General features: G+C 61.6%; 23 protein-coding genes, 1 tRNA gene and 1 pseudogene. 17 read left to right on the forward strand and 8 right to left on the reverse strand.

Annotated elements, in window-relative coordinates:
* Window positions 1–20: 20 nt before the first annotated feature.
* On the forward strand, window positions 21–2,021 hold the full coding sequence (locus tag E3U23_RS01735; protein ID WP_279349455.1) for a glycoside hydrolase family 3 N-terminal domain-containing protein: 2,001 nt from the start codon (window positions 21–23) through the stop codon (window positions 2,019–2,021).
* A 3-nt stretch (window positions 2,022–2,024) separates the two neighbouring features.
* Here E3U23_RS01735 and E3U23_RS01740 read toward each other — a convergent pair whose 3' ends face one another.
* On the reverse strand, window positions 2,025–3,449 hold the full coding sequence (locus E3U23_RS01740; protein WP_279349456.1) for an aldehyde dehydrogenase family protein: 1,425 nt from the start codon (window positions 3,447–3,449) through the stop codon (window positions 2,025–2,027).
* Window positions 3,450–3,678: 229 nt separating this feature from the next.
* Here E3U23_RS01740 and E3U23_RS01745 point away from each other — a divergent pair, with 229 nt between their 5' ends.
* The 7 genes from E3U23_RS01745 to E3U23_RS01775 all read left to right on the forward strand — a co-directional run bounded on the left by E3U23_RS01745 (window position 3,679) and on the right by E3U23_RS01775 (window position 12,001).
* On the forward strand, window positions 3,679–5,115 hold the full coding sequence (locus E3U23_RS01745) for an efflux transporter outer membrane subunit (protein WP_279349457.1): 1,437 nt from the start codon (window positions 3,679–3,681) through the stop codon (window positions 5,113–5,115).
* Window positions 5,112–6,434, forward strand: a complete 1,323-nt coding sequence (locus tag E3U23_RS01750; RefSeq protein ID WP_279349458.1) for an efflux RND transporter periplasmic adaptor subunit — start codon at window positions 5,112–5,114, stop codon at window positions 6,432–6,434. The genes E3U23_RS01745 and E3U23_RS01750 overlap by 4 nt, the downstream gene beginning before the upstream one ends.
* Complete coding sequence (locus E3U23_RS01755) at window positions 6,431–7,150, forward strand: ABC transporter ATP-binding protein (protein WP_279349459.1); 720 nt, start codon at window positions 6,431–6,433, stop codon at window positions 7,148–7,150. The genes E3U23_RS01750 and E3U23_RS01755 overlap by 4 nt, the downstream gene beginning before the upstream one ends.
* Window positions 7,151–7,158: 8 nt before the next feature.
* Entirely contained in the window at window positions 7,159–8,358 is a 1,200-nt protein-coding gene (locus tag E3U23_RS01760; protein WP_279349683.1) for an ABC transporter permease, read from the forward strand.
* Between the two features lie 107 nt (window positions 8,359–8,465).
* The gene (locus tag E3U23_RS01765; RefSeq protein ID WP_279349460.1) at window positions 8,466–9,677 is read left to right on the forward strand and encodes an acyl-CoA dehydrogenase family protein; all 1,212 of its coding nucleotides are present in this window, start codon (window positions 8,466–8,468) and stop codon (window positions 9,675–9,677) included.
* A 19-nt stretch (window positions 9,678–9,696) separates the two neighbouring features.
* On the forward strand, window positions 9,697–10,767 hold the full coding sequence (locus E3U23_RS01770; RefSeq protein ID WP_279349461.1) for an acyl-CoA dehydrogenase family protein: 1,071 nt from the start codon (window positions 9,697–9,699) through the stop codon (window positions 10,765–10,767).
* A 1-nt stretch (window position 10,768) separates the two neighbouring features.
* On the forward strand, window positions 10,769–12,001 hold the full coding sequence (locus tag E3U23_RS01775; protein WP_279349462.1) for a serine hydrolase domain-containing protein: 1,233 nt from the start codon (window positions 10,769–10,771) through the stop codon (window positions 11,999–12,001).
* A 13-nt stretch (window positions 12,002–12,014) separates the two neighbouring features.
* Here the strand turns inward: E3U23_RS01775 and E3U23_RS01780 are convergent.
* A tRNA-Cys gene (locus tag E3U23_RS01780) sits at window positions 12,015–12,088 on the reverse strand.
* A 99-nt stretch (window positions 12,089–12,187) separates the two neighbouring features.
* Here E3U23_RS01780 and E3U23_RS01785 point away from each other — a divergent pair.
* Window positions 12,188–12,967: an acyl-CoA thioesterase gene (locus tag E3U23_RS01785; RefSeq protein ID WP_279349463.1), complete on the forward strand. Its 780-nt coding sequence runs from the start codon at window positions 12,188–12,190 to the stop codon at window positions 12,965–12,967.
* 22 nt (window positions 12,968–12,989) lie between these two features.
* Here the strand turns inward: E3U23_RS01785 and E3U23_RS01790 are convergent, their stop codons facing one another.
* Together E3U23_RS01790 and E3U23_RS01795 are read right to left on the reverse strand one after the other, a co-directional pair.
* Window positions 12,990–13,796: a crotonase/enoyl-CoA hydratase family protein gene (locus tag E3U23_RS01790; RefSeq protein WP_279349464.1), complete on the reverse strand. Its 807-nt coding sequence runs from the start codon at window positions 13,794–13,796 to the stop codon at window positions 12,990–12,992.
* Window positions 13,793–14,995: an LL-diaminopimelate aminotransferase gene (locus tag E3U23_RS01795; RefSeq protein WP_279349465.1), complete on the reverse strand. Its 1,203-nt coding sequence runs from the start codon at window positions 14,993–14,995 to the stop codon at window positions 13,793–13,795. Before E3U23_RS01795 ends, E3U23_RS01790 begins: the two co-directional genes overlap by 4 nt.
* A 175-nt stretch (window positions 14,996–15,170) precedes the next feature.
* On the opposite strand from E3U23_RS01795, the gene E3U23_RS01800 reads away from it, so the two are divergent.
* Window positions 15,171–17,003, forward strand: coding sequence for a PHA/PHB synthase family protein (locus tag E3U23_RS01800; protein WP_431732653.1), 1,833 nt, complete (start codon window positions 15,171–15,173; stop codon window positions 17,001–17,003).
* 169 nt (window positions 17,004–17,172) lie between these two features.
* Here E3U23_RS01800 and E3U23_RS01805 read toward each other — a convergent pair whose 3' ends face one another.
* A complete protein-coding gene (locus tag E3U23_RS01805) occupies window positions 17,173–17,442 on the reverse strand; it encodes a hypothetical protein (RefSeq protein ID WP_279349466.1) in 270 nt (89 codons plus the stop codon).
* Between the two features lie 46 nt (window positions 17,443–17,488).
* Between E3U23_RS01805 and E3U23_RS01810 the strand changes: the two genes are divergently transcribed.
* The 4 genes from E3U23_RS01810 to lptG all read left to right on the forward strand — a co-directional run bounded on the left by E3U23_RS01810 (window position 17,489) and on the right by lptG (window position 20,868).
* On the forward strand, window positions 17,489–17,938 hold the full coding sequence (locus tag E3U23_RS01810; RefSeq protein WP_279349467.1) for a phasin family protein: 450 nt from the start codon (window positions 17,489–17,491) through the stop codon (window positions 17,936–17,938).
* A gap of 145 nt (window positions 17,939–18,083) precedes the next feature.
* A complete protein-coding gene (gene clpS, locus E3U23_RS01815) occupies window positions 18,084–18,449 on the forward strand; it encodes an ATP-dependent Clp protease adapter ClpS (RefSeq protein WP_279349468.1) in 366 nt (121 codons plus the stop codon).
* Between the two features lie 77 nt (window positions 18,450–18,526).
* A complete protein-coding gene (lptF, locus tag E3U23_RS01820) occupies window positions 18,527–19,765 on the forward strand; it encodes an LPS export ABC transporter permease LptF (protein WP_279349469.1) in 1,239 nt (412 codons plus the stop codon).
* A gap of 5 nt (window positions 19,766–19,770) precedes the next feature.
* Window positions 19,771–20,868, forward strand: coding sequence for an LPS export ABC transporter permease LptG (gene lptG / locus E3U23_RS01825; protein ID WP_279349470.1), 1,098 nt, complete (start codon window positions 19,771–19,773; stop codon window positions 20,866–20,868).
* 190 nt (window positions 20,869–21,058) lie between these two features.
* Here lptG and E3U23_RS01830 read toward each other — a convergent pair whose 3' ends face one another.
* On the reverse strand, window positions 21,059–22,156 hold the full coding sequence (locus tag E3U23_RS01830; RefSeq protein WP_279349471.1) for a fatty acid desaturase family protein: 1,098 nt from the start codon (window positions 22,154–22,156) through the stop codon (window positions 21,059–21,061).
* 153 nt (window positions 22,157–22,309) lie between these two features.
* Between E3U23_RS01830 and E3U23_RS01835 the strand changes: the two genes are divergently transcribed.
* Window positions 22,310–23,479 carry an N-acetyltransferase gene (locus E3U23_RS01835; protein WP_279349472.1) on the forward strand — a complete coding sequence of 390 codons (1,170 nt, stop codon included), beginning with the start codon at window positions 22,310–22,312 and terminating at the stop codon, window positions 23,477–23,479.
* An 81-nt stretch (window positions 23,480–23,560) separates the two neighbouring features.
* Window positions 23,561–23,986 carry a response regulator gene (locus tag E3U23_RS01840; protein ID WP_279349473.1) on the forward strand — a complete coding sequence of 142 codons (426 nt, stop codon included), beginning with the start codon at window positions 23,561–23,563 and terminating at the stop codon, window positions 23,984–23,986.
* Window positions 23,987–24,215: 229 nt separating this feature from the next.
* Here E3U23_RS01840 and E3U23_RS01845 read toward each other — a convergent pair whose 3' ends face one another.
* Together E3U23_RS01845 and E3U23_RS14325 are read right to left on the reverse strand one after the other, a co-directional pair.
* Entirely contained in the window at window positions 24,216–24,596 is a 381-nt protein-coding gene (locus E3U23_RS01845; protein ID WP_279349474.1) for a Crp/Fnr family transcriptional regulator, read from the reverse strand.
* Window positions 24,597–24,644: 48 nt separating this feature from the next.
* Window positions 24,645–24,962 (reverse strand): annotated as a pseudogene (locus E3U23_RS14325) (cyclic nucleotide-binding domain-containing protein); the annotation flags it as partial.
* A 136-nt stretch (window positions 24,963–25,098) separates the two neighbouring features.
* Here E3U23_RS14325 and E3U23_RS01855 point away from each other — a divergent pair.
* Window positions 25,099–25,890: a response regulator gene (locus E3U23_RS01855; RefSeq protein ID WP_279349476.1), complete on the forward strand. Its 792-nt coding sequence runs from the start codon at window positions 25,099–25,101 to the stop codon at window positions 25,888–25,890.
* Window positions 25,891–25,897 lie beyond the last annotated feature (7 nt).

Here is a 25,897-nt window from a genome sequence, read left to right on the forward strand (position 1 = left end):
AAAGACTGATGCCGGTTGATATGCCCCGTGCGCTCCGTTCGGCGGAATGTGACAGGCTGGTCACGGACCTGCTCAACCATATGACGGTGGAGGAGAAAGCCGGGCAGCTCGGCGTGCACCACCTCAACGAACCGGCCGACCGGTCCTCGGGCGATGCATTGGTACGGCAGTTGAAGAATGGCAGGGTCGGCATGATCCGGGGGATCGCCTCTTCGGAACAAGCCGATGCATTGCAGAAAGTCGCCATCGAAAGATCACGCCTTGGCATCCCGCTATTGTTTGCAGATGATACGGGAACGGGCTTCCAGACCGTCCTGCCCACGCATTTTGCGTCCGCATGCAGCTGGGACATGGCGGCGATCGAACAGGCAGAGCGCGTCGTGGCGAGCGAGGCGGCCATGCGCGGCATCAACTGGGCTCTTTCGCCGGAAATCCTTTTCACCGATACGGCGGGACCGGACGGCTCCCATTCGTTCGGCGACGACATCCATCTCGCGGCAGAAATAGCGGCGGCACGTGTGCGCGGCCTGCAAGGCAATGGCATCCTCGCCAGCCTCGACCTTTCGGGAATCATGCCGCGGCATGCCCCCAACGGGAGCCGGACGGCGACCGACGCGCTGGCTATTGCGCAGCGAGCGATCGAAACCGCTGGACTCGGCGTGATCGCGTTCGACAAGCTGACCGGTCATGCGCGCACCGCGATGGATAATGCCTTCGCCTTCCTACGCGGTCCGGGCGGCTTTTCGGGCATCATACTGTCGGAATGGGAGCGACTGCTCGGAAGCGCGGACGGATCGGTCGGTGGAACAGGGTTCGAAGATATTTCCGTCGACGCGCTGATTGCCGCTGTGCAAACCGGCCGGATCGTGAAATCCCGCCTCGACGATGCGGTGGCACGGATATTGCGGGCGAAGTTCGCTCTCGGCCTGTTCGGTTCAGCACTAGGCATTCAGAGTAGGCTTGGCGACCGTAGACTTTCCACCCCTGCGCATAACCGGGAAGCGGCGCTGACGCTGGCGAAACGGTCGATGGTGCTCATCCGGAACAGCCCCGCCCTTCTGCCGCTGGACGTCGATTCAGGAGACATCCTTGTCGTCGGCACAGCGGCGGCAGATCGCCGCGAAGCGCTCGACGGCAAAGCGGGCGTCGCAGCCAGCGTTATCGACGGTCTCGAGCAATTGGGCATTCCGCACAAATACGCGGCCGGTCTCGCGCTGCGCGAGGAAGGCACGAAATACGAAGGATTGGTCGAAGCGGACAAGATCGCGATCGCGATGGCGTCCGAGGCAGCGAAACGATCTCGCACCGTGATCCTCGTTCTCGGCGACAGCGATCGGCCGGGACAGATCGGTGCCGCGCAGATGGCTCTACTCCAAAGCCTGCGCCGCGCGAACGACCGCCTGATTCTCGTTTCTACCGGCGGGTTGCCGGTCGATCCCGTCGTGGGCGACGCGCCGCTCGACTGCATTCTGCATGCAGGCAGGCTGGGCTCGATGAGCGGTCATGCGATCGCGGAAGTGCTGACGGGCGAAAGCGGTCCGAGCGGAAAGCTTCCTATCGCAGTTCGTGGAGCGGGCGGGGAGATCGCCCTGCCGTTCGGCCACGGCCTGACCTATGGCGATTTCGATGTCTCGAACATCCGGATCGAAATGTCGGGGCGCACGGCGGATGCCACCGTTACCCTCACCAATCGCGGACGCTTCGACGGAACCGAAACCGTGCAACTTTATCTCGCCCGGTCCGACGAGCGCGGCAGGGCCGGCGTACCACGGCTGGCCGGGTTCCAGCGCGTGTCGCTGCGCACTGGAGAACGACAGGATGTTACCTTTGCCATCGCCGCCGCAGCGATCGGGCGGCATCTGACCGATGGGCGGTTTTCGGTGGAGCCGGGCTATTTCGAAGTCGGCATTGGCCTCAGCAGCACGGCGATGCTCAACACCCACCTCATAGTGACGCCGGACGTGGCAAGGGGGATGGCCGGCCTGTCGCCGACCGTCGCCCCGTTCCGCCGCCGCGCCTGAGGATCAGACCACGGCGTCGCGCTTGATCGTGATGACTTGCGGGTAGGTGAACTCTTTTAGGCCCTCGATCCCGTATTCCGCACCGAAACCCGACTGCTTGTGCCCGCCGAACGGCGCAAGCGGCGAGAGGTGCATGAATTCGTTGATCCACACCGTGCCGGTTTCCATCTGCTCCGCGATTTCAACGGCCTTGTCGGTGTCCTTCGACCAGACCGCACCGGCGAGGCCGTATTCCGAATTGTTTGCCCGCTCGATCGCTTCGTCGACGCTCGAAAATTTCATGAGCGGCATGACCGGGCCGAACTGTTCCTCGGCGACGATGCGTGCATCTTCGGGCGGATTGTCGAGGATGGTTATCGGCACGTAATAGCCGGTGCCGGAAGGGTCGACATCGCCGCCGGTCAGGAACTTGTAGCCCTGATCCTTCGCATCCTGGATCAGTTCGCACACACGCTCGAACTGCTTCTTGTTCTGGATCGGCCCCACGCCCGTGCCCTGCTGCGATCCGTCGCCGACCTTCACCTGCGCGGCGTAATCGGCAATGGCCTTTGACAAGTCGTCGTAGATATCCTCGTGGATGTAGATGCGCTTGGCGGCGATGCAGACCTGTCCGGCATTCGAAAAGCTCGACCAGAAAAGCTGCTCGGCAACCTTCTCGACATCGGCATCGGGCAGGACGATCGAGGCATCGTTCCCCCCGAGTTCCAGCGTGATGCGCTTCAGGTCGGCGCTGGCGGATTCCATGATCTTCTTGCCGGTCGCGGTCGATCCAGTGAAGGTGATCTTGGCAATATCGGGATGCCCGGTAATGAGCGGGCCCAAGCTGTCCTCCCCGGTGATGATGTTCACCGTGCCCGCCGGAACGACGTCCTTGATCAGTTCCGCGATCCGCAACGTCGTCAGCGGCGTGAAGGGCGACGGCTTTAGAACAATAGTGCAGCCTGCGATCAGGGCGGGCACGATCTTCTGGATCGCCATCATGATCGGGAAGTTCCATGGCACGATTCCGCCGACCACACCGACAGGGACGCGGCGCGTGCGCGACAGGCGCGTATCGTCGTCCTGGTTGATAACGTCGTCCAGCGTCAGAGCGGACTGCGCCTTGGCGAGGCCGGCCGCGCCGTAAATCTCCTGCTGGGCCTGCTGATGGGGCTTGCCCTGCTCGCTGGTCAGCAGGCGATAGAGTTCCTCGCCGTTCTCCTTGATTGCGTTCGCGATGCCGAGGACGACCTCCTGCCGTTGCTGCGGCGAGGTCTTGCGCCAGCTCTTGAACGCCTCGTTCGCTGCGGCGACCGCGCGATCGAGCTCGTCCTTACCGCATGCGGGAACCTGCGCGATGATCTCCTCGGTCGCCGGATTAATTACATCGAGCGTGCTGTCGGTCGTAATCATTTCGCCGCCGATCAGGTTGGCATAGGTCTTCGTCATCGCGTCTCTCCGGATTGCTGTCGCATTCAGTGTAGGGGCGGCGGTCCGCCTCTTCAATCCGGCAGTGGCGAAGCGCGCTGCAGTCTCGACCGTTCGCAGCATGCGAAATTCTTTCGGCACTCTTATTCAAAAAGCCTTTTGTCGATAATCGTCTCCATTTCGGAGGTTTGGCCTTTCTTTATTCGGCTGGCTGGATAGAGAAGCCCTCTCGAAAGACCGGGGGGTTGATTTGAGATCGGGATTATTCCATGCTCTGGCCGGTTCGGCCCTGTGCGCTGCGTGCGGTGGCCGCGGCGTGGTCGAAAGTGCGCCATCCACGGTCGATATTCCCGCAGGCTGGTCGCAGCCATCCGAGGGTTCCGAACTGCCGGTTGGCGATTATTGGACCCGGTTCGGCGATCCGCTGCTTACCGACTTCGTTGAACAAGCCATTGTCCGGAATCGCGATTTGGCCGTTGCCGCATCGCGCGTCGCACAGGCGCGGGCCGGCGTGCGGCAGGCGCGGGCCGGCTATTTGCCTAGCGTATTCGGTAATGCTGGGGTCCGCCGCGATGTCGGGGACTTTGCCGATGACGATTTCGCTTTTTCGCTGGGCGCGGACGTGCAGTGGCAGATCGATCTGTTTGGTCGCATCCGATACGATGTCGCCGCATCGCGCGCCAATCTCCTTGCGGCAGGATACGGTCTCGGCGACGTTCAGCGTCTGATCGTGGGGCAAGTAGCGCAGACCACAGTCTCCGCCCGCGCGCTCGCCGTGCAACTTGCCATCGCGCGCCAGACGCTGAGCGTCCAGGACGACAATTTCCAGATCGCGGAATGGCGGAACGAGGCCGGGCTGGTCTCGAGCCTCGATGTCGAGCAGGCCCGTGCGCAGCGCGCGCAGACCGCAGCGACGATACCCGCGCTGGAGCGTGATCTTGCCGCCAGCGCCAATACCATCTCGACCCTGATCGGCGAACCGCCGGGCCGCGTCCTCAGCCTTCTTACTGAAAACGCGGCGGACATACCCGCACCGCCGGAAGAGGTAGGTTACGATGTGCCGATCGCCGTCATCCGGCGCAGGCCCGACGTGCAGCAGGCGGAAGCGTTCCTTGCCGCCGATACGGCGCAGATCGGCCTTGCCCGCGCGCAATTGCTGCCGCTGCTGCAGGTCACCGGCAATATCAATACCGCCTCGCTCGGTCTCGGCGGCCTGTTCGATACGATTACCGGCAATCTGTTCGCGGGGTTGAGCCAGCTGATTTTCGACGGCGGACGGCTCGCGGCGCAAGTCGATGTGGCCGAGGCAATCGCTGCCGGTTCATTTGCAACGTATGAGCGAACGATCCTCCAATCGCTGGAAGATGTAGAGTCGGCCGCCGCCGCCCTTCGCGGGGCCCGCGAGCGGGTGGTTTTGTTCGCTGAAGCGCGCGACGCCGCCGATGTCGCCGCAATCCTCGCGCGCAGCCAGTATCAGGCGGGCCTCGTCGATTTCCAGGCACTGCTGACGGCAGAGAACCAGTTGCTCAACTCGCGCAATGCCTATGCCGCAAGCGAGGCGGAACGCGCCAATGCCTTCGTCCGGCTGACGCAGGCGCTCGGCGGTGGATGGGATCCCGAAACTGTCGAATTCGCCATCGATCCTCCCGAGATCATTCTGACCGGTTCCGAAAGAACAGCCCAATGACCGAAACCGCCACAAGTTCTGCCCCCCAGGACGGATCCGTCGACGAATTTCTCGGGACCAAGCCGCGCCCGCGCTGGCGCCGCTGGATGAAGTTCTGGCTCCCGGCCCTGATCCTGCTGATACTGGTCCTCATCATCTCCCGCTGCGCCGGAGGCGACGAAGGGCCGCAATACATCACCGAAGAGGTCGCGGCCCGTTCGCTGGACCTCACGGTTTCCGCCACCGGCAATTTGCGCCCGACCAATCAGGTCGAAGTCGGCTCGGAAGTTTCCGGCCGGATCGATCGCGTGCTCGTCGATGTGAACGACCGGGTATCGCAGGGCCAGGTTTTGGCGATCATCAATACAGACGTCATCCGCGATCAGATCACGCAAGGCCAGGCCAACGTGAATGCAGCGCGGGCGCAGGTGGCACAGGCCAACGCCACGCTCGATGTCGATCAGGCCCAGCTTCAGCGACTACGCGGCGTGTTCGAGGCATCCGGCGGCCGCGTGCCGAGCCAAGTCGAACTCGAACAGGCCGAAGCCGCCGTGCGCCGCGACCGTGCGGCGCTGGCTTCCGCACAGGCGAGCGTGCGTGCAGCCCAGGCCCAGCTCGATACGGCCAGTACGCAGCAGGACCGCGCGGTGATCCGTTCGCCGGTTTCTGGCGTAGTCCTCGCGCGGCAGGTCGAACCCGGGCAGACGGTCGTCGCGAGCTTCAACACGCCGACCCTGTTCATCATCGCCGAGGACCTCTCGGCCATGCAGCTGCGCGTCGATATCGACGAGGCGGATGTCGGCCAGGTCGACGAAGGTCAGCAGGCGACCTTTACCGTCGACGCCTATCCCGGTCGCCGCTTTCCCGCCGTCGTGGAGCGGGTCGACCAGGCAAGCTCCAACACTGCTCAGCAAGCGAGCCAGCAAGCCGCCGCGGCCGCGAGCGGCAATTCGGTGGTCAGCTACGAAGCGCGGCTTGCGGTCAACAACCCCGACGGATTGCTCCGCCCCGGCATGACCGCCACCGCCACCATCGCGACCCAGAGCACCGGTGAGCAATTGCTCGTGCCCAACAGCGCCCTGCGCTTCAGTCCCGACGATGCCGGGGCCGACGAGGGCGGCAGCGTGCTCAATCCCGAAATCGGGCTGCAACAAGGCGAACAGCGCGCGACCATTGGCGAAGGCAGTCGCCAGCAGGTTTATGTCCTGATGGACGACGGCACATTGGAGCCGATGGAGGTCGTCACCGGCAAGAGCGACGGCCGCCTGACCGCCGTTCGATCTGCAGAACTGAAGCGCGGCATGAAAGTCGTGGTCGGCGTCGAATCGGGCGCGCAGTGACGGGCGCGCCGCTTATCCACCTAGAAGGTATCACCAAGACCTTCGGCCAGGGGGCGGCGGCGTTCCAGGCGCTGAAGGGCGTCGACATGGCGATTGCCGAAGGCGATTTCGTCGCGGTCATGGGGCCGTCGGGATCGGGCAAGTCGACCACCATGAACATCCTCGGCTGCCTCGACGTGCCGACCGGCGGGGTCTTCCGCTTTCGCGGCGTGGAGGTCCAATCGCTCGATCGCGATCAGCGCAGCCTGCTGCGCCGGAAATATCTCGGCTTCGTATTTCAGGGGTTCAATCTCCTCGCGCGCACCACGGCGGTCGAGAATGTCGAACTGCCCCTCCTCTATCGGGGCGAAACGGCGAAGGACCGCCGCGCCGCCGCGATGCGCTCGCTCGACAAGGTCGGGCTGGCACCCTGGGCCGATCATACCCCCGCCGAACTGTCGGGCGGTCAGCAGCAGCGCGTCGCCATTGCCCGCGCTCTCGTGACCGATCCTGCGGTCCTGCTGGCCGACGAGCCGACCGGCAATCTCGACACCGAACGCAGCCTCGAGATCATGGAATTGCTCACCGATCTCAATCGGCAGGGCATCACGATCCTGATGGTGACTCACGAGGAGGAAATGGCTGCGTACGCCAAGACCATCGTGCATTTCCGCGATGGGCTGGTCGAACGCGTGGAGCGCGGCCACAGGTCCGGCGCCCCGCTGGAGGACGTGTAATGTTCACCATGTTCGGCGCGACCCTGCTGCTCGCCTTTCGCGAGATCCGCCGCCATCTCCTGCGCAGTTTCCTGACGACGCTCGGCATCATCATCGGCGTTGCCGCGGTCATCACCATGGTCACGCTCGGCAAGGGGGTGACCGCTTCGGTACAGGACCAGATCAGTTCGCTGGGCTCCAACGTCTACATCGTTTTCCCCGTCGCCGGGGACCGCACTGCCCCCCGCCCTTTCCGCGAAAGCGATGTCGAGGCGGTGCGCAACCAGATCGCCGGCGTCGTGCGTACGGCAGGCAGCGTGTCGAGCAGCGCCGTCGCCTTCCACAACGGGGCTGACTGGTCGACCAGCGTGCAAGGCGTCGGCAACGCCTTCCTCGAAGCGCAATCGATCGACATCGAACAGGGGCGCCCCTTCACCGCCGAGGAGGAAGCCTCGGGCCAGAACGTGTGCATGATCGGCCCGAAGGTTCGCGATGCGATTTTCGTGCCGGACGCTAGCCCGCTCGGCGAGAACATGCGGATCGGCAATGTGTCCTGCACCGTCATCGCGGTTCTCGCAGAGCGGGGACAAGGCGGCGGACCGAACCAGGATCAGGACAATACGGTGATGATGCCGCTGAAAACAGTGCAGCGTCGCTTCACCGGCAGCGACGACATCCAGTATTTCGTCGTCAAATATGACAGCGCGTATTCCAGCGCGTCCATTCAGGAATCGCTGATCGATCTGCTGCGCGAACGCCGCCTGCTGCAAGAAGGCGCGGACAACGATTTCAACATCATCGACACCGCGCAGGTCAATCAGGCCATCGGTGCTGCGACGGGCGCATTAACCGCGATGGTCGCGGTTATCGCCGGGATCAGCCTGCTTGTTGGCGGCATCGGCATCATGAATATCATGCTAGTGTCGGTAACGGAACGGACCCGAGAGATAGGCATCCGCCTCGCCATCGGGGCTTTGGCGAAGGAGGTGCGCCTGCAATTCCTGACCGAGGCGGTGGTGCTGTGCTGCTTCGGCGGCCTAGTCGGCATCGGGCTCGCATTCCTCTTTTCCTGGTCGCTCGCCGGCGTGATCGACGTACCGTTCGTGTTCGATCCGGCCATCAATATCGCCAGTTTCCTCTTCTCCGCCTTTATGGGCATCGCTTTCGGCTATTATCCCGCGGCCCGCGCGTCCAAACTCGATCCGATCGATGCGCTCCGACACGAATGACGAAAGCTCCGCCGTTCTGAATGTGCTAGACCTTCGCTGCGGCAACACTATGGTGTAGTTCGAAAATAGGGTACGGGCGCAAAGCCCCCTCACGCTTGGAGAGAAGTATGGCAACGCAACCTGACGTAGACGTCCACAGCGACGAAGAAGCTTTTCGCGAAGAGGTCCGCCAGTTCCTCGCGCAGAATTTCCCCGAGGAACTGAAGGGCCAGGGCAACGCCATGTCCTCGGTCGAAGGACCGGACGACGAGAACCCCGCTATGAAGCGCTGGCGCGAGGCGATGGGCGAGAGAGGCTGGGGCACGCCCACTTGGCCGAAGGAATATGGCGGCGGCGGCCTAACCCGCAAGGAAGCGGCCATCCTCAACGAGGAAATGGCGAAAGCCGGCGCATGGAACCCGATCGGCGGCATGGGCGTGATGATGTTCGGTCCCACCCTGCTGGAATTCGGCAGCGAAGAGCAAAAAAAGGAGCACATTCCTCCGATCTGCCGAGGCGAGATCCGCTGGTGCCAGGGATACAGCGAACCCAATGCCGGCTCCGACCTTGCCAACCTGCAGACCTTCGCAGAGGACAAAGGCGATCATTATGTCGTCAACGGACAGAAGACCTGGACGAGCGGCGGCCAGTGGGCCGACAAATGCTTCGCCATCGTGCGCACCGACAAAAGCGATAAGCACAAGGGCATCTCCTTCATGCTGATCGACATGGATGCGCCAGGCGTCGAAGTCCGCCCGATTCAGATGATCAGCGGGATGAGCCCTTTTTGCGAGACCTTCTTCGACGACGTGAAAGTGCCGAAGAAGAACCTCGTCGGCGAGGAAGGACAAGGCTGGACGATCGGCAAGCGCCTGCTCCAGCACGAACGCACCAACCTGTCGGGCGGCGGCAGCATGGCGCGCCTTATGGGGTCGAGCCTAGCGGACATCGCGCGCAAATATGTCGAAACCGATGAGAATGGCCGGATCGCGGACGCTGTATTGCGCGCCAAGATCGCGGATTTCGACATTCGCTGGAACGCCTTCCTGCTGACCGCGCGGCGGGCCTCGGAAGAAAGCAAATCGCAGGGCGGCGTTTCCGAAATCAGTTCCGTCCTGAAAAAGGTCGGCACCAAGCTCGGGCAGGAACGCGCCGAACTCGCCATCGAGATCATGGGCATGCAAGGCCTCGGCTGGGAAGGCGAAGGCTTTTCCAAGAGCGAACTCGACGGCACACGCGCATGGCTCTTCGGCAAGGCCACCACGATTTACGGCGGATCGACCGAAGTTCAGAACAACATCATCGCCAAGCGTGTGCTTGGCATGCTCGACCACCAGTAAGGCGAGAGGGGACAGGACAATGGCAGTTCTCAACGAAGAACAGGAAATGCTGCGCGACATGGCGCGCGACTGGACGACCAATGAAAGCCCGGTCACCGAATGGCGCAAGGTGCGCGGCAGCGGCGACCCGAAGGCCTATGACGATAGCGTCTACGGCACGATGGCCGAAATGGGATGGACGGGTATCGTCGTTCCCGAAGAGCATGGCGGATCGGACTTCGGCTGGCTTTCGGCCGGTCTGGTGATCGAAGAACTCGGCAAGACACTGACCGCCAGCCCTCTTGTCGCAAGCACGATTGCCGCCAGCGCCATCATGCTGGGCGGAAGCGACGAGCAGAAGGCGAAATGGCTTCCTAAGCTGGCCACTGGCGAAACGGTCGGCACTTTCGCGATCGACGAAAGCGGCCGCCACGATCCGTCCAAGATCGAAGCAAGCGTCTCCGATGGCAAGCTGTCTGGCACCAAGGAATTCGTTCACGAAGCCCATGGCGCAACCCTGTTCGTCGTCGCGGCGAAAGACGGGCTCTATCTGGTTGAAAAGGGCGCCGGGGTCACCCTCACCGATCGCAAGCTGGCCGATATGCGCAGCCATGCCGACGTCATGTTCGACGGTGCGCCTGCCGACAAACTCGCGGACGGCGGTGACGACCTGCTGGACAAGGTGCTCGACCGGGCGCGCGTTCTTACGGCGTGCGAAATGCTCGGCATGGCGCAGCACGTGTTCGATACCACCCTCGATTACCTGAAGCAGCGCGTGCAGTTCAATCAGGTGCTTGCGACCTTCCAGGCGCTACAACACCGCATGGCCGACCTCTTCGCCGATCTCGCCCTTATGCGCAGTGCGGTCGAAGGCGGGCTGCAGGCGCTCGACGCCGGCTTCCGCCCGGCCCAGGCGGCGACCATGGCGAAGGCCGAGGCCAACCGCGTGTTGCGGATCGTGAGCAATGAAGGCATCCAGCTTCACGGCGGCATCGGGATGACCGACGAATACGACGTCGGCTTCTACCTGAAGCGCGCCCGGGTGCTGGAAGCAAGCTTCGGCAGCACGTCCTACCTCAAGGACCGCTACGCCACTCTGAGCGGGTACTGAAGTGGAACTTGCCGACGCCGGATCGCATGGCTTCGATGCCGAGCGCCTGAGGCGCATCGACGCCTTCCTGAAGACGCAGTATCTCGATACCGGACGGTTCCGGAACGCCCAGGTTCTGGTCGCCCGGAACGGCGAGCCGGTGCATTATTCGCATCAAGGCCGTTTGCGTGAGGACGGCACGGAGATGCGCGAGGATGCGCTGTTCCGGATTGCTAGCATGACCAAGCCGGTCACCTCGATCGCATTCATGCAACTGGTCGAGCAGTGCAAGGTCGCGCTCGACGATCCGGTGGCGCGTGTGCTGCCCGAACTGGCGGATGTCGGCGCTTACTCCGGCGGGGGGGGCAGCGTCCCCTTCGCCCCCGTGAAACGCGGACGGGCAATGCGCTTCGTCGACTTGATGACGCACATGTCCGGACTGACATACGGCTTCCAGAACCGCTCCAGCATCGATGCGGCCTATCGCGATGCAGAACTCGATTTCGCTCGTGGGCAGCTGGAGTCCGACGAATACATGAAGATCCTCTCCGCCATTCCACTCGAATTCGAGCCGGGAACGGGCTGGAATTATTCGATCTCGACCGATGTACTCGGCGTGGCGGTGGAACGCCTGTCGGGCAAAAAGCTCGGCGACTACTTTGCGGAACACATTTTCGGCCCGCTGGGGATGACCGATACCGGTTTCGACGTCGATCCAAACAAGCAGGACCGACTGACCGACGCCTATGCCTACAGACCCGGCAAGGACCCACGACTGGTCGACGAAGCAGCGAAATCTCGCATGGTGTATCCAGCCAAATTTCACTCTGGCGGCGGCGGGTTGATCGGCACTATCGCTGACTATCACCGCTTCTGCACCATGCTGCTCAACAGGGGCGAATTCGGGGGCGCACGCATCGTCGCGCCCAAGACGCTCGACCTGATGACTGCCAATCACCTGCCCGGCGGGGCGGACCTGACCGAAATCAGCCAAAGTTTGTTCAGTGAGGCGAACAATGCCGGCACGGGCTTCGGCTTGGGCTTTGCCATGGTGATGGACCCGGCGAAGACACTGATGCCGGCCAGTAAAGGCGAATTCTATTGGGGCGGCGCCTATTCAACCGCGTTCTTCGTCGATCCGGTGGAGCGCATCACCATGGTCTTCATGACGCAGCTCTATCCGTCCTCCACCTATCCGGTGCGCAGACAGCTGAAGACGCTGATCTATTCGGCGCTAACCGAAAGCTATGTCTGACCTGCGGGGAGAATGGAGGCCCGAGCCGGAATCGAACCGGCGTGCAAGGATTTGCAGTCCTCTGCGTAACCACTCCGCCATCGGGCCCCGATGTGCGAGAAGCGGCGAGGTAGCGGGTCTGACGCGCCTTTGCAATCGGCTATTGAGGGCTGGACGCCGGCACGGCGATTGGCCAAGCATCCCGGCATGAATATCGCCTCGCTCACCGAGCCCGTTACCGCCGATGGCGGTCCCGTCACCCTCCCCGATGCCGACAAATGGATGCAGGGCCGCACACTTTACGGCGGCGCGTCCGCCCTCGTCGCCTATACGGCGGTCCGGCGTGCGTTTTCCGACCTGCCACCACTGCGCGCAGCCCAGATCGGCTTCGTCGGACCGGTCGGCGAAAGTTTCGAAGTCAGGCGCGAGATCGTGCGGCAGGGGCGCAATGTCACCCAGGTGCGCAGCGAACTGGTCGGCGAGAAAGGCGTGCTGCTGACGGCCCTCTGGTTGTTCGGTGAAGAGCGCGAAGCGAACGCCCTGCACGCGGCGGACCCGGTCGAAGACTGGCCCGGCCCGCCCGGCGAGCGCGAGGATGCCATGAACGGCAAGGGCCCTGCCTTCATCACCGAGAATTTCGAGATCCGCCGTGCTCAGGAAGAGCGCGGTCCCGGCAAGCCGGTAGTGCGCCGCTGGGCACGGCTGACCGATCGGGAGACGCTCGATCCCGTATCGGGCATCATCCTGATGGGCGACGTCCTGCCGCCCGGCGCGATGCGTGCGATGCAGCGGCAGGGACCGCTAAGTTCGATCAACTGGAGCTTCAACCTGCTCGATCCCGAACCGACGACGACCGACGGCTGGTGGCTGGCCGAAGCCGCGTGCCAGCACGCCGACGCGGGCTATTCTTCCGAGCGGCTGCGCTTGTGGAACGTCGACGGCAAGCAGGTGCTCGACGGGATGCAGAGCGCCGCGATTTTCGGCTGACCTAGTCCTCCGGAAGGCTAACCTAGTCTTCCGGAAAAGTCGGCGCGCGCTTCTGCATTGCCGCCATGACCGCCTCGATCTGGTTGGGTTTGCGGATCACCTGATCCTGCTCCTCGCTTTCAGCCAGCAGGATGGCGTCGCCGTTCTCGTCGTGCATCGCCTTGAACAGTCGCTTTGCCCCGCGCACGGCATGCGGGTTCTTCGTCGCGATCTCATCCGCAATGGCATTGGCGCGGGCGAGCGGATCCTCCTCCACGAAAGTTGCGAGGCCCAACTGCCGGGCTTCTTCGCCCGAAAATTCGCGATTGGTATAGACGAGTTCGCGCAGCACATCGTCGCGCACCAGTCCCCGCCAAAGGGCATAGCCGCCCATGTCGGGAACCAGTCCCCATTTCATCTCCATGATCGCCATCCGCGTATCAGAACGAACGATCCGGATGTCTGCCCCGCTGGCGATCTGGAGCCCGCCGCCGAAGCATACGCCGTGGACTGCCGCGATGACGGGCGCCGGGCAATCGCGCCACACGGTCGCGGCATATTGCGCGCGGTTGGCGTTCCCGTGCGTACGGTCGGCCAGCGGGCGGTTTTCGCCAGTGGGAGCAGCGGCGAAGCTGGAGGTATCGAGCCCGGCGCAAAAGGCCTTGCCCTCGCCCGACAGCACGACCGCGCGCACGCCCTTCAGCGTCGATACGTGTTCCCCCGCCGCGATTATGGCGTCGAACTGCTCGGGATCGAGCGCGTTCATCTTGTCGCCGCGCGTGAAGCGCACATGCGCCACGCCATTATCGCTCACCTCGATCGCGACCCGATCGCTCGAAAATTCGCTCATTCCGTCTCTCCCGGTTTGGCCGCCCCTTCTGAAAGGAAGCGCTTCACGTTACGCGCCGCCTGCCGGATGCGCTGTTCATTCTCGACCATGGCGATGCGGACATAGCCCTCGCCCTCCTCACCATAGCCGACACCTGCTGCCACGGCCACGCCGGCCCGTTCGAGCAATTGCTTGGAAAATTCGAGGCTGCCGACGTCTTGGAAAGCCTCTGGGATCGGCGCCCACGCGAACATGCTGGCGGGGGGCACGGGAATGTCCCACCCGGCGCGGCCGAAGCTTTCCACCATCACGTCGCGCCGATGCTGGTAGCGCTTGCGGTTTTCCTCGACCACATCTTGCGGCCCGTTCAACGCCGCCACCGCCGCGGCCTGTATCGGGGTGAACGCGCCGTAATCGAGATAGCTTTTCACGCGCGTCAAGGCTGCGATCAGCTTCTGGTTGCCGACCGCGAAGCCCATGCGCCAGCCGGCCATCGAATAGGTCTTCGACATCGAGGTGAACTCGACCGCGACGTCCTTGGCCCCCGGCACTTCGAGAATCGAGCGGGTCGGCTTGCCGTCGTAGTACAGTTCGGAATAGGCAAGGTCGGACATGACCCACACCGAATTTTCGCGTGCCCAGTCCACCAGCCGATCGTAGAAGGCGAGGTCGACCGTCTCGGCGGTGGGGTTGCTCGGATAATTGACGACCAGAACGGTCGGGCGCGGCACGGTGAACGCCATCGCATTGTCGAGCGCCTTCCAGTAATGTTCGTCCGGCGTCGTCGGCACGCTGCGGATGGTGGCCCCGGCGATGATGAAGCCGAAGGTGTGGATGGGATAGCTCGGGCTTGGCGCGAGGACCACATCGCCCGGTGCGGTGATGGCGGTGGCCATCGAAGACAGCCCCTCTTTCGAACCCATCGTGACGACGACTTCGCGTTCCGGATCGAGCTCGACGCCGAACCGCCGGGCGTAATAATTCGCCTGCGCCTTGCGCAGCCCGGGAATGCCCTTCGACTGCGAATAGCCATGCGCGCCCGGCTTCGCCGCGACCTCGCACAGCTTGTCGGTCACGTGCTTGGGCGGCGGATGGTCGGGATTGCCCATGCCGAGATCGATGATGTCCCGCCCCGATTGCCGCGCCGCATGCCGCATCGCGTTGACTTCCGCGATGACATAGGGCGGCAGGCGTTTGATGCGGTAGAATTCCTCGGACATCGTCCCTCTCATTGGCAAATGCCCGCCGGTGATAGAACATCGCGCGGACGGCGCAACGGCACTGGTGCAAAGGTTGCGCGTATCTTCTACACGAGACCAAAGGCGGCCTTGCACGTCGCCTATCCCTGCGAAGAGGAGCCAGCCTGTGACCGAGTCCGCCGACCAGATGACCAAGATGTTCGAAGACCAGATGAAGATGAGCCAGGCGCTGTTCGCCCCGATGCTCGGCAACATGACGGCTCAGAGCTCCGCGCCCGCGGATATGCAGCACTGGGCCGAAGTCGGCACGAAACTGCAGACGATGTGGATGCAGTATCAGGCTGAGCAAATGGCCAATCCGCAGGCGCTGGTCTCCTATTTCGACCCGTCGCGCTGGATGGCGCTCGCCTCCAGCTGGTACAAGCAGATGCCGATTGCGCAGGCGGAACAACAGAAGGCGCTAATGGAAGAAGGGTTCCGGCTGTGGGAACAGGTCCTGGGTCAATACGGCTTTGGTCCGAAAGCGGGGGAAAAGAGCGAGGGCGAGCCGGACCTACCGCGCAAGGATCGTCGGTTCTCCGACGAGCGCTGGCGTGCGCATCCCGCCTTCGCGCTGATCCACCAGACCTATCTTTTCCTCGCCGAACGGGTTTCGGAAATGGTTGAGAACATGGAAGGCCTCACCCCCCAGCAGCGCGAGCAATTGCGCTTCACCACCAAGGCGGTGACCGAAGCGGCGAGCCCAGCGAACTTCCCGATGCTCAATCCGGTCGTGCTCGAGCGGACGCTGGAAAGCCGGGGTGAGAACCTGGTCAAGGGCATGGAGCACTTGCTAGCCGACATGCGCAAAGGCCAGCTCAGCCATACCGATGCAAGCGCGTTCAAACTGGGCGAGAATATCGCGACCACGCCCGGCAAGGTCGTTTACGAAACCCCACTGTATCAGCTAATCCAGTATACGCCGACAACGGAGAAGGTGCTGGAAACCCCGCTCCTGATCTTCCCGCCATGGATCAACCGCTTCTACATCCTCGATCTCAACGAGAAGAAAAGTTTCGTGCGTTGGGTAGTCGAGCAGGGCGTGAGCGTCTTCATGGTCAGCTGGAAGTCCGCCGATGCGAGCATGAAAGACGTCGTCTGGGACGATTACGTGCGTTCACAGATCGAAGCGATCGACGTCGTTCGCGAGCGACTGGATGTGGAGAACGTCCACACCATCGGCTATTGCGTTGCCGGTACCACCCTCACCGCGACGTTGTCGCTGATGCATACACGCGGCGATGCCGACAAGGTGAAGAGCGCGACATTCTTTACCGCGCAGGTCGATTTCGAAGAGGCTGGCGACCTTCTCAATTTCGTCGACGATCAGCAACTGGCGACGGTCGAGGCGCTGAGCCCCGAGGGGTATCTCGACGGGCGATACATGGCTGCGACCTTCAACATGCTGCGCGGCACCGACCTTATCTGGAACTACGTCGTCAACAATTACATGCTGGGCGAGGAATATCCCGCCTTCGATCTGCTGCATTGGAATGGCGACGTCACCAATCTTCCTGCCAAGTGGCACCAGCAATATCTGCGCGATCTCTACCGCGACAACAAGCTGGTCGAGGCTGGTACCTTGTCGGTCGACGGGGAGAAGATCGACCTCGGCAGTGTGAAGACCCCCACCTATGTTCAGGCAGGCAAGGAAGACCATATCGCGCCTGCTGAAAGCGTGTGGAAGATCACCCACCATTTCAGCGGTCCGGTCAAATTCGTCCTTGCCGGATCCGGCCATATCGCCGGCGTCGTCAATCCGCCCGACGCGAAGAAGTACCAGTACTGGACCAATGATGCATCGGTTCGCACATTGGATGAATTCCGCGACGGAGCGGAGGAACATCCCGGAAGCTGGTGGCCGGACTGGATTGAATGGCTGCGCGAACAGGCACCCGAGACGGTTGCAGCAAATGGCAATAGGAAACCTGGCGGAAAGGGTGACAGGGTGATTGAGGATGCACCCGGACGTTACGTCATGGCGAGATAGCGCCGCTACAACACGGTTCATCGCACGTTTTGTGCAGTGCACAATAATTCGCTTGACCGCAGCTGGCGGATTACTAAATTGTGCACTGCAACAAAAGCAGGTGAACCATGGCCGAAAGCCAGAACAAGTCCGGGAAGTTTCAGAAGCGGAATTCGAAATCTGCCGATAGTCAAAGCGGCGATACCGTCGATCTAAAGTCTATTGCGGCAGCGGTCGAAGCCAAGACGTCCGCCCCGGCGGAAGCCGAGAAGGTGGCAGAGGCGGTCGACAGTACGCCCGACGCAGGATCGTCTGAGTCGTTTGATACGGTGAATGCCCAAGCTACCCTGGCGGAAACACCTGAACCAAAGAAAGCGACACGCCCGGCCAAAAAGCCGGTAAACGCCAAGCCGTCCGCTAAGAAGTCCGTTTCGAAAAAGAAGGTGGTCAGAACTGCCACTTCTGATCGAGCGCCTACCCCCCCTATTGAAACCAAGGAATCCGTCATGGAAAATGTGAACCAGCAGAATGCCGAACAGATCGCCGACAAGACCAAGGAAATGGCCAGCGACATGCAGAACCGCATGACCTCTGCTTACGAGAAGAGCTCCGAAATGACTTCGGAAGCCGTCGAGTTCCAGAAGGGCAACGTCGAAGCGATGGTCGAATCCAGCCGTATCCTCGTATCCGGCATGCAGAACATGGGCCGCACCTATGTCGAGGAAGCGCGCAGCGCCGCCGAAGCGATGCAGGACGACGTGAAGAAAATGGCCGCGATCAAGTCGCCGACCGAACTCTTCCAGCTTCAGGGCGAAATCGCTCGCCGCAACTTCGACGCGATGGTCGCCACCGCCTCGAAGAACACCGAAGCCATGATGAAGCTCGCCAACGATGCGTTCGCTCCGATGTCGAACCGCATGAGCCTGGCTGCCGAAAAGGTTTCGAAGGCCGCGTAACTGGCTTGCCCGCCCCGGCGGGCACTACGAAGCACCGATGGGGCCGAGCGGGAAACCGTTCGGCCCTTTTCTATTGCAAGCCTCGCCCCATATAGGCCCCTCGCGGCTTGCGAACGCCCTCCCCCATACGATAGTGCAGCGACCCATGACGATTCAGCACCCTCTTTTCCCGATCACCGCCGCCGAACCCGGCGAAGACGATCCGAACGAGGGTGACGGTCAGGTCAGCATCGCGACGAAAACGCGAACGAAGCCGAAGAAGCCAAGCCAGTACAAAGTGCTGCTGCTGAACGACGATTATACACCGATGGAATTCGTCGTCATCGTCCTCAAGCGCTTCTTCCGCATGGACATGGAAGAAGCGACGCGCGTGATGCTGCACGTCCATCAAAAAGGCGTCGGCGTTTGTGGTATCTTTCCTTACGAAGTCGCGGAAACCAAGGTGACGCAGGTCATGGATTTCGCGCGCGAAAATCAGCATCCGCTGCAATGTACGCTCGAAAAGGCATGACGACGTAATGGCGGCATGACGGCCGCCGCGATATTCGTTAGGGCCGCGTTCAACCCTTTCCTGCGAGCGGACCTTCCGTGTTCAACTTCCTTCCCGCCATAGATCGCTATATCTTCAAGCTCGTCATCGTACCGATGCTGGGCGTGTTCGCGATTGCGGCGTCCCTGCTCACCCTCGACAAGATGCTGCGCCTGTTGGATTTCGTCGCGGTCGAGGGCGGACCGGTGGGCGTCGTATTCAAGATGCTGGCCACCATGATCCCGGAATATGCCAGCCTCGCCATTCCGCTCGGCTTGCTGCTCGGCATTCTCCTCGCTTTCCGCAAATTGGCGACCTCGAGCGAGCTCGACGTGTTTCGCGCGGTGGGCATGAGTTACGGCCGGCTGCTACGCGTCCCATACATGATCGCGCTCGCGCTGATGGCGCTGAACGTTGCCATCGTCTTCTTTATCCAGCCGATCTCGCGCTATACTTATGAAAGGCTAGAATACGAACTGCGCTCCGGAGCGCTCGGTGCGTCGATCAAAGTCGGGGAATTCACCACGCTGGGCGACCAGATGGCGCTTCGGATAGACGAGAGCGAGGATGACGGGCGTCAGCTCAACGGTATCTTCGCACGGGTCGGTAGCGATGACGGGCAAGTCCTGTCGATCTCGGCCCGGCAGGGCGCATTTCTCGCCACGGAAGACAATCCCGATACGATCATCCTGCGCCTGAACGACGGCACTATCGTTCAGGACAACGGCACCGCCACGCCGCGCGTCCTCACTTTCACCCGCCATGACCTCCCGATCGACCTTCCGGCGATGGAACGGTTTCGTGCGCGCGGCGACGAAACGCGCGAATTCATTCTGCCCGAACTGTTGCAGATCGGCTGGTCGCGCGAGCAGCCGTCCGATGTGCGGGATGCCAGCCAGGCAAGCTTCAATTTCCGGCTTGTCGAGGTGGTCATGATGGCCTTGATGCCGCTGCTTGCCGTGGCTTTGGGTATCCCGCCCAAGCGATCGACCAGCGCGCTCGGCGTGTTCCTGTCGATCGTGATGGTCGTCGCCTATCACAAGGTCAATCAATACGGCGAGGATATCGCGACGCTCGGACGGGTCGATCCGATCCTTGCCCTATGGGGGCCGTTCCTCGTCTTCGCGGCGCTGATCCTGTGGATGTACTGGCGCGTGGCGTTCGTTCCGGGCGGGCAGGCCATCGGGGCGCTCGAAACATGGTTCGGAAAACTGGTCGCACGGATCAGTCGGATATTTCGCCGCAAACGGCGACGCCGCTACCCGAATAGCGACGCCGAAGCGATGCCGGCCGAATAAGACTTATGCAGCTAGATTTCTTCCCGTCGCGCACGCTGACCGTCTATCTTGCGAAGATGTTCCTTTTACGCATCGTCGCGGTGCTGATGATGCTCGTGCTGGTGCTTATGATGCTCGATCTGCTGTCGAGCAGCGGAGACATCCTTGCAGTACCGGGCAACGGCCAGGGCGAATTACTGACCTATGCCGGGCTGCGTATCCCGCAGCTTGTCCAGCGGTTCCTGCCCTATTCGGTCCTCCTAGCGACGCTTATCACCTTGGTAACGCTGAACCAGAACAGCGAGGTGATCGCGATGAAGGCGGCAGGCCTTTCGGCGCATCAGGTTCTGGCGCCGCTCTTGCTAACGGCGCTGGTGCTTTCCGGGCTCAGCTTCGTGTTCAACGAACGGGTCGTCACCCGCGCCACCGCGACGCTTTCCGCTTGGGACGCAGCCGATTTCGGACCGATACCGCTCGATTCCGGTGTGCGCGCGAATGTCTATGTCACCGACGGCTCGAACGTCCTGACCGCACGGCAGGTCACCGGGCAGGGAACCGATGTGGCGCTGACCGGCGTCACCTTCTATCGCCGATCCGACCAAGGCACGCTGGCCGAACAGATCGAAGCCCCGCGCGCGCGTTTTGCCGGTCCGGGCTGGACACTGCTCGATGCGACGCGCTTCGATGTCGGCTCGGCCAGTACGACGCAAACCGATGTGGTCACCGTCGCACCGTCGATCGAACCCAGCCAGTTCGATCTTGCCAATATCGAGCCCGACGCCGTGCCGTTCTGGCAACTGGGCACATCGATCGACGCCTATCGCGAGGCAGGCCGACGGACGAGCGAGATGCAGGCGAAATGGTGGCACAAACTTTCGGGCCCGCTAGCGGCTTTTCTCATGCCCTTGCTCGGCGCCATCGCGGCTTTCGGCCTGGCGCGCTCCGGCCAGCTTTTCGTGCGCGCGATTATCGGCATGGCGCTCGGCTTTGCCTATTTCGTGGTGGACAACGCAGCGCTCGCCCTTGGCAGTTTCGGCGGCTACCCGCCGTTTCTTGCCGCCTGGTCACCGTTCATCCTGTTTTTCCTGATCGGCGAGACGGTTCTGGTTCGAACCGAAGAATAACACGCAGCCATTCCCGAAACGGGATGGCTGCAATACATGTTATGGAAGCGTAACACCGGCCTGTTTAAGGTTGCGACAAGTGGCGGGTGATAAACCCTCACCACTATCTTCGTCGCGCTTAAGGTTCGGCGGAATAGGAAGGCCGTCTCCTTGCACCGAGGGGGGCGGCCTTTTCCTTTCAACCCGCCGATTACTGGGGTTTGCGGCCCATCGTATTGCGGGCGATCCGATGGACGAGAACCGTCATGCCTTTGTGGTTCGCACCGTGATACGTCGAATCGGAACCCAGTTCCCGAGCGAGGCGGCGATGCGCCTCGGGAAGCGAATGATAGGGCATCGAAGGCATCAAATGATGCAGCGCATGATATCGCAGACCCACCGGCGCCCATATCTCGGCGAGGATGCCGGGCGGGGGTACATTGACCGAATCAAGGAATTGCGCGGTGACTGTCATCGCCTCGCCCTCGTTCTCCCACAAATGCGCAACAAGTGTGCGCAGCTGATTGAGGAGGGCGGTCAGCGAGACGATCGCGAGCGCGATCAGCAAGGGTCGCCAGCCTGCCGTAAACGCAGCGCCGATCACGATCCAGGCCCAGATTGCGCCGGCAGCTTCCTGCCGCAACACGCGCGGTCGCAGATCGCCTTCCGCCGGGCGCCGCCGGAAGGCGGGATTGATAGCCAAGGCAGAGAAGCGCTGCCAGGTCATCCGGCGGACGGCGGGCACGATGGCTCCGAGCGGAACCAGAACTGCGAAGCGGAACAAGAGCCCAATTGGTGCCAAGACCGCGACCAGGACGAAAGCGGGCAAGCTCCAAGGCTTCATAAGGGCAAGCGGCAGATATTCCGGATCCTCGACCGTTCCGTATTGCGTACGCTTGTGATGCAGCGTGTGAACCCCCTCGTACATGAAGGACGGGGTCAAAAGCGGTATTCCGACAAACGCGTTCCAACCCGCACGGAAGCCCGGCAAGGCACCGTTGCGGATATGTGAAATCTCATGGATGAACAGCAAAGCGCGATACAGTGCCAGCGCCGACAGCAAACCGAGGCCCACTGCCAGCAGCACATTGGATACGAGGATGGCCCCGGCCATCGCGGCATATCCGACGATCGCGGACAGGATCATATCGGGCCAATAGACGGCCGGACGAGCATCTGCGATATCCTTCGTGAGATCGCGCGCGCCGCGCAGCATCTCCCGATCGTCGGCGATTTGGGAGTGCCAACCGCGACCGCTCGCATCGGCGCGTCTGCGAGTTCCGGTATCCAAGGCTCGATGTGCGTTCATGATCCAATCCTGATGCCGGGGAGATGGGTATGGCATCCCGGTCTGTATAGCGAAAGGATCGCATAACAGTAATCGGTTCGCCCTTCGGCCATTCTTGACAATTCGACCGCAGGCCCTCCAGAGCAAGGCGGTACTGAACGAGAACGGAACCCCGTGACCCACCCCGAAATAGTGATCACTCCGGTCCGCAGCAAGCGCGAGCGGGCCTCCTTCGTGGACCTCGGCAGGGCCTTCTCGGCGCGCGAAGAGCATTGGGTGCCCCAATTGCGCTCCGAGCAGCTGGAACTCGTGAACCCGAAAAAGAATCCGTTCTTCCAACACGCGACCGTCGCGCTGTTCATGGCCCATCGCGGCGGCAAAGCGATGGGCCGCATCGCGGCACATGTCGATCATGTCGCCCTCGAACTGCCGCCTGAGCAAGGCATGGGGCCGGGAACCGGCATGTTCGGCTATTTCGACGCGGAGGACGAGGACGTCGCCGCCGCACTTCTCAAACGCGCCGAAGAATGGCTTCGCGAACGAAGCATGACCCGCGTGCTCGGGCCGATTTCCCTGTCGATCTGGGAAGAACCCGGTCTACTGGTGCGCGGCCAGGACCATGCGCCGATGATCATGATGGGCCATCATCCGGAGCATTATGCCGCTTGGATAGAACGGCGCGGCTATGCCGAGGCAAAGCGCCTGCTGACCTACGATCTCAAGATCGACGAGGAGGCACCTCCCCTCGTGCGCCGGATCGTACAGTCCGGCGAACGCAATCCCAGAATAAGGATACGCGAAGTCGATACCTCGCGGTGGGACGAAGAGGTCGCTACTATTCTCGCGATCCTCAACGATGCCTGGTCGCGAAACTGGGGCTTCGTTCCGTTCACCCCATCCGAAATTGCTTATGCAGGCAAGAAATTGAAGCCCGTAATCTTCGAGGATCTCAACATGATCGCGGAGGTGGACGGACGCCCTGTCGCCTTCATGCTGACGCTACCCGACATCAACGATCTTCTTGCCCGCATCGATGGAAAGCTCTTCCCCTTCGGCTGGGTCCGTCTTCTCCGTTGGCTTAAGAAGCCCCGCGGCATGGGCATGCGCGTACCTTTGATGGGTGTCTTGCAAGAATTGCAGAATTCGCGCTTAGCAAGCCAACTCGCCTTCATGCTCATCAGTCGCATTCGTGACAATGCAAGCAACGTCTACCACAGCAAACGGGCGGAGATCGGGTGGATCCTCGATGACAACAAAGGCATGATGGCCATTGCCGATGCTATCGACAGCAAGGTCAATCGCGAATACGTGATCTACGAAAAATCGCTCGTGGAACGCGAATAATTCGCAAGGGAACTGGGCTTCCAGTTCCCTCGTTCTTGCTTGGCCGCGCCTAAAGTCTGGACCGGTATGACGGAGGGATCGGTGAAAGGGACATCTACGAACTGCGCGGATCCTCCGACTAGCGTACTCGTCGTGGAGGACGATGCCGTATTGGCTCTCGACATCGAGGAAATCTTGCGTGAGGCGGGCGTGAACGATGTCACCCTCTGCTCGACAACCGAGGAAAGTCTCGTCGCCCTACGCGAAAAAACGCCCGATGTGCTGGTGCTTGATGTGCACCTCGCTGATAGCGACGATGGATGGGCCGTCGCCGAACTGGTCCGAACGCTCGGCCCGAAGGGGCCACGGGTTATTTTCTCAACCGGAAGTCCGACAGATATTCCCGAAGACATTGCAGCGATCGGGATCGTGCTCGAAAAGCCGTATGACAAGAGCGTGCTGCTAGATGCAATCTGTCAGCCAGAGACGCCGGGACTACTCTCGCGATTGAGAAACGTGCTACGCTGAGCGACTCGCTTAGCGATCAGATATGGTGGCAGACCTCGAACCTGCCCGGCTCCGGTCAAAAAAAGGCCTCCGCTCTTTTTTGAGCGAAGGCCTTTCGGGATCGTATCACCAGCCGCTTGGACGGGAGGGGGGGGTCTCGGCGGTGACATAAGGGAAATGGCCGGACCGGAATGGGGTTCCCGTGAATATCGATTTTTTTGAGTAGCCGCAGATTGCCGCTGTTTTCGGCTCAGATGAAAGGCCGTCCGTGCATCTCCGAACTTTCGTAGTCCGCGAACTTGGCGGCGCGGTCGAAGTTCGGGATGTCAATTTCTTTCGCCCGCCAGATGACGATCCCTTCCTGATCCAACGCGCGAATGGTCCGGTTCGTATGGACGAGCGAAAGACCAAGCATGTCGGAAATCTGGGTTTGCGTAATCGCGAAGTCCAGCCGGTTGGAGCGGTCGGCCAAGCCCGTCGCACGCGCGCGGTCCATCAGCCAAACCGCGAGATACGCCACTCGCTCCTTGGCATTACGCTGGCCTAGAGAAACGAGATGCTGTTCGAGCGAAGTACCCTCCTTCGCGGCGAGCCAGATCACATCATATCCCAGCCGCGGGTTCTCCGACACCAGTTCGGTAAAACGCGAACGCTGAAATACGCACAGCCTTGCCGGTCGCAAAGCCTCGACGGAATGATCGAGCGGCTCTTCGAACGCCCCATGCAGACCAATCAATTCACCCGGAAACATGACATTGACGATCTGCCGACGGCCATCTTGCAAGGTCCGGTAGCGAAGAAGTATCCCTTCAAGAAGGGTAAAGAGGTGGGCGGCATGATCGCCTTGCCCAAAAAGCAATTCACCCTTCGAAATCTGAATCTCGCCATGTTTGAAGGTTTCGAGAAACGCGCGCTGGCGGCTGTTGGGGGCATGCAGCCTCTCATGCCTTGCCAGGGGACAATCCTCGCATACATATGGATTGTCGACCTCGATCACCCTCAGCGCCCTCTTTCCCGTCTATTCCTTTTCGTCGCCAAAATAGGGCGTTTTGTCAAATCTACGGATTGCTTCGGCAGTAAGGAACTTAAGGCTGGAGCGCTCGTTCATCGCACGCAACCACGGAAGGGGTCCTATGTCACTAGGTGACCAAATAGCCAGAAACTTGCCTTATCTCCGCCGTTACGCTCGTGCCCTCACGGGCTCGCAAGCAACGGGGGACGCATTCGTTCGCGCAACACTCGAAGCCGCTCTTGCGGACGAGAAACTGAAAAGCTCTCTCGAAGGCGGTCGCGTTCCGCTTTACCGTGCCTTTAACAAAGTATGGTCCAGCGCCTATCTCGACGTTCCCGATAACGGGAATGAAAGCGATAGTGCCGGCGGAGCGCAAGACCGATTGAAATCGATCACACCGCTTAACAGGCAGGCGCTGCTGTTGACGACGCTTGAAGATTTTTCGGTCGAGCAGGCAGGCGAGATCATGGATCTCGATACCGAAGAGATCGAGCAGCTCGTGCAGGAAGCGGTGCAGGAAATCGATCGTGAATCGTCGACCAGCGTCCTTATCATCGAGGACGAGCCGCTCATATCGATGCAGCTTGAGGATCTGGTGACGTCGCTGGGGCACGAAGTTTGCGGCACCGCAGCAACGCGGACGCAGGCTCAGGAAGTCGTTGCGGAAAAGACCCCGGGTCTCGTTCTCGCCGACATCCAGCTTGCCGACGGGTCTTCGGGCCTCGATGCGGTGGACGATATCCTCGCCATCGACAGCGTGCCGGTAATCTTCATTACCGCATATCCCGAACGCCTACTCACGGGCGACCGGCCCGAGCCGACCTATCTCGTGACGAAGCCGTTCCAGGAGCAGACGGTGCGCGCGGCGATCAGCCAAGCCTTGTTCTTCGGATCGAGCCGTCCGCTGAACTAACCGGATT

Source organism: Erythrobacter litoralis (genome assembly GCF_029760855.1).
Lineage (GTDB): Bacteria > Pseudomonadota > Alphaproteobacteria > Sphingomonadales > Sphingomonadaceae > Qipengyuania > Qipengyuania litoralis_A.